This is a genomic window from Lacibacter cauensis, from assembly GCF_007830055.1.
Classification (GTDB): Bacteria; Bacteroidota; Bacteroidia; order Chitinophagales; family Chitinophagaceae; genus Lacibacter; species Lacibacter cauensis.
Genome location: NZ_VLLE01000003.1, coordinates 795,850 through 808,356 on the forward strand (window position 1 = coordinate 795,850; position 12,507 = coordinate 808,356).

At 41.9% G+C, this 12,507-nt stretch carries 10 protein-coding genes; 8 read left to right on the plus strand and 2 right to left on the minus strand.

Features of this window, described 5'->3' with window-relative positions:
• Window positions 1–7: 7 nt before the first annotated feature.
• The 6 genes from IQ13_RS08685 (at window position 8) to IQ13_RS08710 (ending at window position 8,162) form a co-directional block, all read left to right on the plus strand.
• A complete protein-coding gene (locus tag IQ13_RS08685; protein WP_144885955.1) occupies window positions 8–1,186 on the plus strand; it encodes an acetyl-CoA C-acyltransferase in 1,179 nt (392 codons plus the stop codon).
• 152 nt (window positions 1,187–1,338) lie between these two features.
• On the plus strand, window positions 1,339–3,021 hold the full coding sequence (locus tag IQ13_RS08690; RefSeq protein WP_144885956.1) for a DUF1800 domain-containing protein: 1,683 nt from the start codon (window positions 1,339–1,341) through the stop codon (window positions 3,019–3,021).
• A gap of 18 nt (window positions 3,022–3,039) precedes the next feature.
• Window positions 3,040–4,617 (plus strand): DUF1501 domain-containing protein, encoded by a 1,578-nt coding sequence (locus IQ13_RS08695; protein WP_144885957.1) that lies wholly within the window; start codon window positions 3,040–3,042, stop codon window positions 4,615–4,617.
• Window positions 4,618–4,725: 108 nt separating this feature from the next.
• Window positions 4,726–7,077 (plus strand): TonB-dependent receptor, encoded by a 2,352-nt coding sequence (locus IQ13_RS08700; RefSeq protein WP_158637356.1) that lies wholly within the window; start codon window positions 4,726–4,728, stop codon window positions 7,075–7,077.
• 23 nt (window positions 7,078–7,100) lie between these two features.
• Complete coding sequence (locus tag IQ13_RS08705) at window positions 7,101–7,652, plus strand: type 1 periplasmic binding fold superfamily protein (RefSeq protein ID WP_144885959.1); 552 nt, start codon at window positions 7,101–7,103, stop codon at window positions 7,650–7,652.
• Window positions 7,653–7,727: 75 nt separating this feature from the next.
• Window positions 7,728–8,162, plus strand: coding sequence for a DUF2721 domain-containing protein (locus tag IQ13_RS08710; protein ID WP_144885960.1), 435 nt, complete (start codon window positions 7,728–7,730; stop codon window positions 8,160–8,162).
• Between the two features lie 66 nt (window positions 8,163–8,228).
• Here the strand turns inward: IQ13_RS08710 and IQ13_RS08715 are convergent, their stop codons facing one another.
• Window positions 8,229–8,660: a DUF983 domain-containing protein gene (locus IQ13_RS08715; RefSeq protein ID WP_144885961.1), complete on the minus strand. Its 432-nt coding sequence runs from the start codon at window positions 8,658–8,660 to the stop codon at window positions 8,229–8,231.
• A 119-nt stretch (window positions 8,661–8,779) separates the two neighbouring features.
• Window positions 8,780–10,588 carry an ABC transporter ATP-binding protein gene (locus IQ13_RS08720; RefSeq protein ID WP_144885962.1) on the minus strand — a complete coding sequence of 603 codons (1,809 nt, stop codon included), beginning with the start codon at window positions 10,586–10,588 and terminating at the stop codon, window positions 8,780–8,782.
• A 213-nt stretch (window positions 10,589–10,801) separates the two neighbouring features.
• On the opposite strand from IQ13_RS08720, the gene IQ13_RS08725 reads away from it, so the two are divergent.
• Together IQ13_RS08725 and IQ13_RS08730 are read left to right on the plus strand one after the other, a co-directional pair.
• Window positions 10,802–11,680 carry a glycosyltransferase family protein gene (locus IQ13_RS08725; RefSeq protein ID WP_144885963.1) on the plus strand — a complete coding sequence of 293 codons (879 nt, stop codon included), beginning with the start codon at window positions 10,802–10,804 and terminating at the stop codon, window positions 11,678–11,680.
• Window positions 11,681–11,706: 26 nt separating this feature from the next.
• Window positions 11,707–12,489, plus strand: a complete 783-nt coding sequence (locus IQ13_RS08730; RefSeq protein ID WP_144885964.1) for a glycosyltransferase family 2 protein — start codon at window positions 11,707–11,709, stop codon at window positions 12,487–12,489.
• The last annotated feature ends 18 nt before the right edge of the window (window positions 12,490–12,507 follow it).

A 12,507-nucleotide genomic window follows, 5' to 3' on the forward strand; every position in this document is an offset into this window, starting at 1 on the left:
AATTTCTATGCAGGAAGCATATATCGTAGCCGGTTACCGTACGGCAGTGGGCAAATCAAAAAGAGGTGGGTTTCGTTTTACACGACCTGATGATTTGGCAATTGATGTCATCAAAGGCTTATTGGCAAGTGTACCGCAGCTCGACCCGAAGCAAGTGGATGATGTGATTGTGGGGAATGCTGTACCCGAAGCTGAACAAGGCTTGCAGGTTGGCCGCATCATTGCTGCCCGTGCAGTTGGTTTTCATGCTCCGGGTATGACGGTGAACCGTTATTGTGCAAGCGGCTTGGAAACAATCGCTATTGCCACAGCAAAGATCCGCATGGGTATGGCCGAATGTGTTATTGCAGGGGGTACCGAAAGTATGAGCCTGGTACCAACAGCAGGTTGGAAAACCGTTCCTGCTTATTCCATTGCCAAAGATGAACCCGACTATTATTTAAGCATGGGTTTAACAGCCGAGGCTGTTGCCAAAGAATATAAGGTGAGCCGAGAAGACCAGGATCAGTTTGCCTTCAACAGCCATATGAAAGCAAAAGCTGCTATTGAAAACGGTTATTTCAAAAGCGGTATACTGCCTATTACGGTTGAAGAAGTTTACCTGAATGAAAAAGGCAAAAAGCAAACAAGAAGTTATGTGGTAGATACGGATGAAGGTGTGCGTGCCGATACCAATGTAGAATCACTGGCAAAGCTGAAACCTGCTTTTGCAGTGAACGGTTCTGTTACTGCTGGCAACTCATCACAAACAAGTGATGGTGCAGCCTTTGTGTTGGTGATGAGTGAGCGATTGGTCAACCAGCTGGGCTTAAAACCCATTGCCCGTTTGGTGAACTGTGCATCGGCCGGAGTCCATCCACGCATAATGGGTATTGGCCCTGTAGAAGCGGTGCCCAAAGTATTAAAGCAAGCCGGAATGAACCAAAACGATATTGATTTGTTTGAATTAAATGAAGCGTTTGCTTCGCAATCATTGGCGGTTATCCGTGAGCTGAATCTCAATCCTGAGATTGTGAACATTAACGGTGGTGCAATTGCGTTGGGACATCCGTTGGGTTGTACAGGTGCGAAACTGACGATTCAAATCACCAACGATATGAAGCGCCTTAACAAAAAATACGGTATTGTAACGGCCTGTGTGGGTGGTGGCCAAGGCATTGCAGGCATTATTGAAAACATTGTTTAATCTCCCGTCGTAATAAAGCAGAGTAATCCCGTCCTTCGTGACGGGATTTTTTTATGCCTTTCCTACAGGTTTAGTCGTTTTTTTCCTGCCCGTTAAACTTTTGTATCTTAATCAGCTCAAACAATCGATTTCCTGCTTAAACCAACTGCCTTATGGATCGTAGAGCATTTCTTACTGCCAAAAAATCGAAGCAACCGGCTTCGGTAAAACCTCTGCCTTTGGAAGGGCGTACTTCTACCGGTTTGGCCGTGTACACAGGTGCATGGACCAAATCAGAAATAACCCATTTGCTGAAACGCACCATGTTTGGTGCCCGCATCGACGACATTAATTATTTCGCTGCAAAAACAATGGGTGAGGCAGTAGATGAATTGTTGAATCCTGTTGCAGCTTTGCCCAATCCGCCTTTGAAAGATTATGATGGGGTAACCGGTGCCGCTACTCCCGATAATGATGTCGCAAACGGCGCAACCTGGATCAACAGCGTAAACAACGATGGTACAATTCAAAGCCGCCGCAGGGCATCGTTTAAAAAATGGTGGATGGGTTGTTTGTTGCAGCAAGACAGAAGCATCAGGGAAAAGATGACCTTGTTCTGGCACAATCATTTTGCAACCGAAACGGTTGATGTAAGCAATGCGAATTTATTATACAAACACGCCAATCTGTTGCGCACAAAGGCATTGGGAAATTTTAAACAGCTGGTACGAGATATTACACTCGATCCGGCTATGTTGGTTTATTTAAACGGACGTTCCAATACAGCAACTGCTCCCGATGAAAACTATGCACGTGAATTGCAGGAGTTGTTTACACTGGGAAAAGAAAATAATCCGAATTACACTGAAGCCGATGTAAAAGCTGCAGCAAAAATATTAACCGGCTGGCGGGTTGATACAACGGTGAACACATTTCCATCTTACTTCACATCATCAAGGCATGATGCAACAACGAAAACCTTCTCTTCTTTTTACAACAATACAACAGTAACCGGTCGTACCGGTACAACAGCAGGTGATCTGGAATTGGATGATTTGCTCAATATGATTTTTGCAAAGAATGTAGAAGTAAGTCGATTTATGGCAAAGAAGCTCTACCGCTTTTTTGTGCATTACGATATTGATGCAGCAGCAGATGCAAATGTGATTGAACCATTGGCACTCATTCTTCGTACAAATAATTGGGACATAAAACCGGCACTAACCACACTGTTTAAAAGCGAACATTTCTTTGATGTATTGAACAGGGGTGCAATGATTAAATCGCCGATTGATCATGCAGTGGCATTGTGCAGAGAATGGGAAGTCGTTTTTCCAACAGCTGCTGCTGAGTATGCAGATACCTATGGTATGTGGAATTATATTATGAGTGTTGCTGCAAACAACCAGCAAAGCATTGGAGATCCACCGAATGTTGCGGGCTGGCCTGCTTACTACCAGGTACCACAGTATTACGAATTATGGGTAAATACCGATACGTTGCCCAAACGTAATCAGTTCAGCGATCTGATGATTGGCAATGGTTACACACGCAACGGAAAAAAGATTGTGATAGATGCTGTAGCATTTACAAAAAAGCTCAGCAATCCCGGCGACCCCAATGAATTGATTAATGAGTTGTTTGAAATCCTGTTCCAGATTCCACTTTCGCAACAGGTAAAAGATCAATTGAAAAAAGATTTTCTGTTAACCGGTCAGGACTCCGATTATTACTGGACTAATGCCTGGAATATTTATATCGCATCGCCAGTTACAGCCAACTACAATGTGGTGAATACACGTTTACGTGGACTGTTTAAGTATTGTATGAACCTCGCCGAATACCAGTTGGCTTAACAATTAAAATCTGATTCAATGAAACGCAGAGATTTTTTACAGAACACAATACCGGCAGCCATACTGCCATCCATCATCGACAAGTTTTCGTTTCGGGTGTTAGGCGATAACCCCGTGATGAATGCATTACTGAACACGTATGTAGATACAGACCGTGTATTGGTTATTATTCAACTCAACGGTGGGAACGATGGATTGAACATGGTTATTCCGCTCGATCAATACAGTAAATATTATAATGCACGTACCAACATTGCTATTGCACAAAATAAAGTACTTACGTTGAGTGGTACCAATGCAGTTGGTTTACATCCTTCCATGACAGGTTTGCAAACAATGTATAACGAAGGTAAACTTCGGTTGGTGCAGGCCGTTGGTTATCCTAATCCCAACTTTTCGCATTTTCGTGCAACCGATATCTGGATGAGTGCAAGTGACAGTGATCAACAGTTATACAGTGGCTGGACAGGTCGTTACCTCAACGATCAGTTTGCGAATTATCCTTCGGGTTATCCCAACACAACCATGCCCGATCCATTGGGGATACAGATCGGTTCTTCTGCTTCATTAACGTTTCAGGGGCCGAGTGTAAACATGGGCATCAGCATTTCAAGCGCAACTAATTTTTATAATCTCATCAACGGTATTGAAGATCCTGCACCAGCAACAAAAGCAGGCAATGCCTTGCAGTATGTACGCTTGGTTGCCAAACAATCCAATCAATATGCAACTCGTATTTCTGCAGCTGCAGCAGCTGTTCCAACGCAAGGCACTTATCCAACTGGTAATACATTGGCCGATCAGTTAAAAATTGTTGCACGCCTCATTAAAGGCGGCTTAAAAACAAGAGTGTACATGGTAAGCATGGGTGGGTTTGATACACATTCGGCACAAACAAATACCGATACTGCAACAGGTACACACGCAACGCTGATGCAACGTTTGAGTGATGCCGTAAAGGCATTCCAGGACGATCTGAAAGGGTTAGGTATTGAAGATCGTGTAATTGGTATGACGTTTAGTGAGTTTGGCCGACGCATCAAATCGAATGCAAGCACAGGAACCGATCACGGAGCAGCAGCACCGATGTTTGTATTCGGCAGCAAAGTCAATCCCGGTATTACCGGTGTAAATCCAATCATACCAGCAACGGCAACGGTTAACGATAACATACCCATGCAATACGATTTTCGCAGTGTGTATGCCACCATTTTGCAGAACTGGTTTTGTGTTGATAACATCACACTGCAAACCATCATGCTGCAGAACTTTCAGCAGCTTGGTTTATGTGCAAACGGAAACTGTACAACTACCAATATTGACGATATCCGCAATGCAGGCATTACACTTATCTCCAATTATCCCAATCCGTTTACCTCAACTACTACCATCAGCTTTACAACAAAAGGCGGGCATACATTAGTGCAGATCATGGATGCACTGGGCCGTGTACTTACAACACCGGTTGACAGAACTTACAGTGCAGGGAAATACCAGGTAAGTTTTGATTCCTATACTTTACCACCGGGTGTTTACTACATGCGTTTCCAGAATGGAAGTACACAGCAGGTAAAACCAATGTTGAAGGTTCGGTAAACACACTAATGCATAAAGGAATTGTGAAAATTCCAGCAATATTCAGCCACTTAAAAAATAAAGTTTTGAAATTTGAAACTTTGTTGCAAATTTGCAACCATGTTTCAAATGATACGAGCGATCGTTTTTATTGCTTTCGGCCTGATCTTTCAAACGGCTGCAGCACAGTGTACCCTTACTTTATCAGGGCATGTAAACGATATTGAAACAAAAGAACATTTGTCCGACGCTGTTATCCGTATCAAGGAATTAAAGATTACAGCAATCACTGATAAAGACGGCTTTTACAGTTTTAAGGGATTATGCCCGGGTGTGTACACGTTAGAAGTAAGTCATGCTGGTTGTGTTACCGCAGAGAAACATATTCATCTTAAAACCGATCTTGAAACAGATATCGATTTATCGCATGCAGTAACCGAACTGCAGGAAGTGGTTATACAGGGCAAGGCCTCGGGTGCAGCAACTCCATCGGCCGAAGTAAAAGGAAAAGCACTGGAAGCAACACGTGGGTTAAGTTTAGCAGAGTCAATTAAAAAAGTGAGTGGTGTAAGCATGTTGCAAACCGGATCGAATATTTACAAGCCCGTGATTCACGGTTTGCACAGTAACAGGGTGCTCATTTTAAACAATGGTGTACGGCAGGAAGGACAGCAATGGGGTAATGAACATGCGCCGGAGATTGATCCGTTTATTGCCAACCGCATTTCAGTGATTAAAGGTGCATCAGCCATTCGTTATGGTGCCGATGCCATTGGTGGTGTAATATTGGTTGAACCGAAATTATTACGGCATGATCCTGGTATAGACGGGGAAGTGAATACTGCTTTGTTCAGCAATAACCGCATGGGCGTATTATCGGCTATGCTGGAAGGAAACAGCGAACGGAAACCTGCATTCAGTTGGCGTGTACAGGGAACAGTTAAGCGTGGTGGTTACGCACATACACCTAATTATTGGTTAGCTAATTCGGCAAATGAGGAATACAATTTTTCTGCAGCAGCGGGCTGGAAAAAGCAGGAATGGGGAACCGAACTTTTTTATTCGCAATTCAATACAAGACTGGGCATTTTTGCAGGTTCACATATAGGCAACGTAACTGATTTGTGGAATGCAATACTTTCGAAAGATCCTCCCGATTATATTAAAAACGTTGGGTTTTCTTACAACATTGATCGTCCGTACCAGGATATTCAGCACCAGTTACTCAAGGCAAAAACATGGAAGAATACCGGAACAATCGGCCGGTTGAATCTTGTTGTATCCGGCCAGTACAATAACCGGCAGGAGTACGATCAGAAACGATTTGCCAGCAGCAGCAATGCTCCGCAGCTCGATCTTTCCATTGCTACTGGTATGGCCGAATTGGTGTGGGATCATTTCAATACCGGCGACTTTCGTGGTACAATCGGCGGCTCGTTCATGTATCAAAACAATCAGTACGAACGCAGGCTGTTTATTCCGAATTACGAATCAACCAATACCGGATTGTTTGTAATTGAGAAGTGGACAAAAAACAAACTTGATATTGAAGCAGGTGTAAGATTCGATCGGAAATCGATTTACAATACAACTGATAACGGCGCTGTACGTTTCTATGCCGACCGTTTATTTAATAATCTTTCGGGTAATATTGGTTTTAATTACCGGTTTACGCCAGCGTTTCGTGCAACAGTACATGCTTCAACAGCATGGCGTGCACCACAGGTAAATGAATTGTATGCTGATGGGTTGCACCATGGTGCGGCACGTATTGAAAAAGGCAACGCAACTTTAACACCTGAGCGAGCCAATAATATTGCTGCCAATTTTATTTTCAGTAACAGTAAATGGGATATTGATGCAGGCATATATCACAAAGAAATTGATGGATTTATTTTTCTTGAACCAACCTTTCCTCCCGAGTTAACCATTCGTGGCGCTTTCCCTGCATTTCGCTATACACAAACCAATGCACGGTTAAGCGGATTGGATTTTTCTGCTGCCTACAGTTTTGATGCGCACTTCAGCTCTTCGCTTAAAGCATCGTTGTTACGGGCATGGGATAAAACCAACAAGCAATGGTTAATACAAATGCCTGCCGACAGATATGAAGCAGCGGTAGAATATAATTTCGGCAATGCCCGTAAACTGAACGATACCTATATTGGAATCAACAGTACATGGGTATTGCAGCAAACACGTGTACCTGCAACGGGTAATATTGAAGTGCCCGGCACCACAGTTAAACAATCGGATTATCTTAATCCTCCGCCGGCTTATTTCTTACTTGGTTTTGAAGCGGGTACAAAACTGAAATGGAAACATAACAATGTCAGTTTCATTTTAGCTGTAACCAATCTGCTTAACAAAGCTTACAGAGATTACATGAATTCGTTCCGCTATTTCAGCGATGAAATGGGTCGAAATATTTCACTGCGTATACGTATACCTTTTGATATTAAACACAAACACAAATCGTAAAAACAATCATTAAATCAATTGTTATGAAAATGAAACACATCAAACTCTTTGCAGTAGTGATGCTGAGCGGATTAATTCTGGCCGGATGTAAAAAGAAAAATAACGAAGAAGAAAATGAAGAAGAACTGATTACAACAGTAAAGCTTACGTTAACACCGGTTGGGGGTGGCAGTGCGTTGGTTTATTCGTGGAAAGATGTTGATGGAGTAGGAGGGAATGCTCCGGTTATTCAGGCGGTAACATTAGCGCCATCAAAAGTGTACAATTGTTCTGTACAGTTTTTAAATGAAAGCGTAACTCCAGCCGAAGATATTACAACCGAAGTGGTAACTGAAGGAGTAGATCACCAGGTGTATTACGCCGTAAGCGGAGGTGCTGCCTTAACCATTAACGGACTGAATACAGATGGTAATGGTTTGCCGCTGGGTACAACATCATCGTTTACCACTGCAGCTGCAAGTACCGGTTCGTTAAAAATAACCTTAAAGCATAAGCCTGGTGTTAAGGCAGCAAACGATGCTGTAACAAAGGGTGAAACAGATGTAGAAGTGGATTTTCCGGTTACCATTCAATAGTTCCGTGGTTTAAGATAAAAGTGAAGAAAGCTGCAGTTTACTGCAGCTTTTCTTTTGTTTGATTATTTTTAAGCCATGAACGACTTATCCATCAATACGCCCGCATTGTTATTTCCTGCCATTACCTTGCTGATGCTGGCATATACCAACCGCTTTCTGGCAATTGCAGCATTGGTACGTAAGCTGCACGATGAGTATGTAAAAGAAACCGAGCAAAAGCTGTTACACAAACAAATCAGCAATTTACGTGTGCGCATCAGCTATATCCGCAACATGCAGGCCTTAGGTGTTCTTAGTTTCTTGCTCTGTGTAGCTTGTATGTTTCTTATTTTTCGTAATTACGATGTGGCAGCAAAATGGGTATTTGCATTAAGTCTGCTGAGTTTGCTTGCATCATTACTGTTTTCACTGGTTGAAATTATCCTCAGTACAAAAGCCATTGATGTGGAATTAAGCGATATGGAACTAAAACGCCCCAGCCTTTTGAAGCATTTGCTGGATGATGAATAAGGAGGAAGAATAATTGTTGAGGTTAAGGTTGCAATGAACCTTAACCTTACTCATCAACCTTCATTCTCAGTAATCAAATTTTTGCGGTTCGGAAGTTTCGTAATCTTCGTCGTAGCGTACAAAAAAGTAGAGATAAATAGTGCGGCTCAAGCGCATTAACCAGGGTTGCAGTATTAATAACAACACAGCATTGAGTCCCAACCACCAGAACACACGGTTATCATCGAACGATACACCAATCAGTACCCACCAGGCTACAAATGTTGCAACAGAAATTGCTACCGTTAATGCATAGCTCACATAACCGGTACCATACCAGAAGCCGGGTTCCATATCAAATTTTTGCTTGCAAACACTGCACTCTTCGTGCATATCAAACGTGTGTTTAAAGTTGTAAGCGCTGAATGGTTTAAACAGCTTTCCTCTTCTGCACCGTGGACAATTCATGGAAAGCATACTCCATAAATAATTTGGCTTTGGCTTGTTACTGGAACCCATGAGCAAAAATTTTTGCAAAGGTAACCTATCTGCAATAGCTTAAAGTGATTTACATCACTTTAAGTAAATAAACTGCATGGTTTCTGTCTGCTGTAAAAAAAAATTTCTGCCAAACTGCTTTAGTTAGCACCGGGTTCTGCAGTGATTAATTTTTTACGTTCACCAATTTGCTGACGCCACATGGCATAGTATAAACCTTTGTCTTCAAGTAATTGCTGGTGACTACCTGTTTCAACCACATCGCCGCCTTCCAGTACATAAATACGATCGGCATGCATAATGGTGCTGAGCCTGTGTGCAATTAAAATGGTTACCTGGTTTCGCTGAGATGAGATATCACGGATGGTGCTGGTAATTTCTTCTTCTGTTATTGAATCGAGTGCAGATGTTGCTTCGTCGAAAATCAATAACCTTGGTTTACGTAACAACGCACGTGCAATGGATAAACGTTGTTTCTCACCACCGCTGAGTTTTAATCCGCCTTCACCAATCATTGTATCCAAACCTTTTTCTGCACGGGCTAATAAACGCTGGCAGCTTGCTTTGTTTAACGCATCGGTTAACTCTTCGTCTGTAGCCGATGGATTCACAAACATCAGGTTTTCTTTAATGGTGCCGCTAAAGAGTTGCGTATCCTGTGTTACAAAACCAATCTGATTGCGCAGGTCTTCAAAATTGATGGAGTTTTCATCCATACCATTGTATAAAATTTTTCCGTTTTGCGGTCGATACAAACCAACCAACAACTTCATCAATGTTGTTTTGCCCGACCCCGAAGGTCCTACAAACGCAACTGTTTCGCCTGTTTTTACATTAAAGTTGATATCGGTAATAGCGTTTTGCGATGCGGTTTGGTGTTTGAACGAAACATTATTAAACGAAAGTGTTTCAATAGCACCCAGGTGCAAAGGTTTTACAGGTGTTGGTTCGGGTTGTTTTTCCATTAACTTATGAAAGTTGGTAATGCTTGCTTCTGCTTCACGATAGGAGAGCAGAATATTGCCGATTTCCTGTAAAGGTCCAAATACAAAGAAAGAGAAGATTTGCATGGTTACCAGCTGTCCTGCATCCATTTGTCCTTTATAGATCACCCACATCAACATAAATAAAATTACCTGGCGCAAGGTGTTTACAAACGTACCTTGTACAAAGCTGATGCTGCGGATGCGTTTTACTTTTGTTAGTTCGAGCCCGAGAATTTTAAATGTGTTTTTATTTAAGCGTGTTACTTCCTGCTCAGTTAAACCTAAACTTTTTACCAGTTCAATATTACGGAGCGATTCGGTAGTAGCACCGGCCAGTTGTGTGGTTTGTGCAACAATGGTTTTTTGTACCGCTTTTACTTTTTTACTGAGTGCATTACTGATGATGACGAGTAAAATAATTCCACCAAAATAAATAAACGGCAACGACCAGTGAATCGATGATGCATAAATAGCCACGATGATGATGCCAATAATAACCGGAAAAAGCAGGTTAATAAAAGCTGAAACAAATTTTTCTGTATCTGTTCTCACCTTGGTTAAAATAGAAAGTGTTTCACCGCTGCGTTGATCTTCAAAATCCTGGTAGGGTAGCTTCATAGCATGTTTTAACCCATCGGTAAAAACTTTGGTGCCAAATTTTTGTGTGGTAAGGTTTTGAAAATAATCCTGGAAAGCTTTGGCAATACGGCTGATCATGGCAACTGTAATAGAGGTCGTAAGTACATATAACACTCCCGGTTTATCCCAGGTAAAGGAAAAAAAGAAATCTTCCTTTGTTAGTGTGGGGGTATTGTTTTGACCGAGATGTCTTGTTGCAAGGTTGATCAGCTTACCAAATAAAATAGGATCGATGAGTGAAAAACCAATGTTAACACCGGCTAAAGCCATGGTTAGCATAATGAGGCCTTTGTAAGGAGCCAGATATTTTAAAAGCAGTTTCATAAAATGATTGATGTAAAAGGTTATGACGGTTCAAAGCACGATCCAGTTTTAAAAGTAAGACAAGTTTACAGTACCCGGAGGGTTAAACAGGGTAAAAAGAAGGTAAGTTCCGTTTAGTGTCATTCATGTTCAGCGGCTTTGGAAAAGTTCAACAGGATTTCTGCCAAAATGAACGTATCTAAAAATTTGTTTACTTTGGCGATATTATACATCATGAAGATTACCGGAGTCACCATTGTTCGTAATGCTGTTTTAAACGATTTTCCTGTGGTAGAGGCTATTACATCGGTGTTGCCTGTGGTAGACGAAATGATTGTTAGTATTGATAAAGGGGATGATGATACCGACGGCTTGATACGCAGTATCCAATCGCCCAAGTTGAAGATCGTGTATTCAACCTGGGATATGACGCTTCGCAAAGGCGGAAGGGTGTATGCGTTGGAAACGGATAAAGCGATCGATCATGTATCGGCCGATACCGATTGGATCTTTTACATCCAGGCAGATGAAGTGATTCATGAAAAATACCATGCTGTCATCAGGCAAACAGCCGAAAAGTATGTCAACAATAAACGGGTAGATGGTTTTTTATTCAACTACCTCCATTTTTATGGTACATACGATTATGTGGGCGATAGCCGCAAATGGTATAAAGATGAGATTCGCATTATCCGTAACGACAGGAGTATTCATTCATATAAAGATGCGCAGAGTTTCAGACGGGGAGAGGAGAAACTGGATGTTGCAAAAATAGATGCAGAAGTGTACCATTATGGTTGGGTAAAAAGCCCCGAACAAATGAAACGTAAGCTTAAGAATGTGCAGCGTTTCTACCACGCCGATGATCAACAGCTGGAAGCTCACCTGAATAGCCTAGACTTTTTTGATTTTAACGAGTTTGATGCGTTGCGAAAATTTACCGGTACACATCCGCAGGTGATGCAGCAACGCATTGCTGCCCGCAACTGGCAGGTTGAACTTGATATCAGTAAAAAGCATTTGTCGTTAAAAGACCGATTGCTTTACAGCTACGAAAAACTTACCGGCAAGCGATTGTTTGCATTTAAAAACTATCGAAAGATTATAAAGTAACCAATTTAAACCAACCACAAGTATTTATGGAGTGTACTCTTGTTATATCTACCTATAACTGGCCACAGGCACTCGATCTTGTGTTGAAAAGTGTATCAAAGCAAAACGTATTGCCCGGTGAAGTCATTATTGCAGATGATGGATCGAATGAAGAAACAAAACAGCTGATTGCTGCATACCAGGCTTCATTTCCGGTGCCGTTAATTCATATGTGGCACGAAGATGATGGTTTTCGTAAAACCATTATTCTCAACAAAGCGTTCAAGGCTGCAAAGGGGGACTACATTATACAGATTGACGGTGACATTATTATTCATCCTGATTTTATAAAGGACCATCTTAAGTTCAGAGAAAAAGGCTACTACATCAAAGGCAGCAGGGGTTTGTTAACGAAAGAGTTTACCGAAAAAGTACTCAAGAGTAAACAGATTAATTTTTCGTTACTGCAGTCGGGCATCAAATCCAGGTTTAATATAACACGTCTGCCATTGGCATCACGACTTTTGTATGGCAAACCTGATAATACACGAAAAGTAAAAGGCTGCAATTTTGCCGTTTGGAAAAGCGATTTTATAGCTGTAAACGGATATAACAACGATGTGAAGGGATGGGGGCATGAAGATATTGAGCTTGCTGCAAGATTGGTGAACCATGGAGTGAAGCAACGGCATTTAAAACTGGCGGCTATTTGTTTTCATATTCATCACGAACTGGCTTCGAGGCATAAAGAAGCAGATAACCTGCAATCGTATTACGACGTTGTGCATAACAAGGTTGTGCGTTGCGAAAGCGGCTACGACCAGGTTTGAGATGAAATTTCCAGTGAG

Excerpts from the sequence above, each read along its gene's own strand:
- IQ13_RS08685 (WP_144885955.1), top strand. The coding sequence starts at position 8 with ATGCAGGAAGCATATATCGTAGCCGGTTACCGTACGGCAGTGGGCAAA.
- IQ13_RS08690 (WP_144885956.1), top strand. The coding sequence starts at position 1,339 with ATGGATCGTAGAGCATTTCTTACTGCCAAAAAATCGAAGCAACCGGCT.
- IQ13_RS08695 (WP_144885957.1), top strand. The coding sequence starts at position 3,040 with ATGAAACGCAGAGATTTTTTACAGAACACAATACCGGCAGCCATACTG.
- IQ13_RS08700 (WP_158637356.1), top strand. The coding sequence starts at position 4,726 with ATGATACGAGCGATCGTTTTTATTGCTTTCGGCCTGATCTTTCAAACG.
- IQ13_RS08705 (WP_144885959.1), top strand. The coding sequence starts at position 7,101 with ATGAAAATGAAACACATCAAACTCTTTGCAGTAGTGATGCTGAGCGGA.
- IQ13_RS08710 (WP_144885960.1), top strand. The coding sequence starts at position 7,728 with ATGAACGACTTATCCATCAATACGCCCGCATTGTTATTTCCTGCCATT.
- IQ13_RS08715 (WP_144885961.1), bottom strand. The coding sequence starts at position 8,660 with ATGGGTTCCAGTAACAAGCCAAAGCCAAATTATTTATGGAGTATGCTT.
- IQ13_RS08720 (WP_144885962.1), bottom strand. The coding sequence starts at position 10,588 with ATGAAACTGCTTTTAAAATATCTGGCTCCTTACAAAGGCCTCATTATG.
- IQ13_RS08725 (WP_144885963.1), top strand. The coding sequence starts at position 10,802 with ATGAAGATTACCGGAGTCACCATTGTTCGTAATGCTGTTTTAAACGAT.
- IQ13_RS08730 (WP_144885964.1), top strand. The coding sequence starts at position 11,707 with ATGGAGTGTACTCTTGTTATATCTACCTATAACTGGCCACAGGCACTC.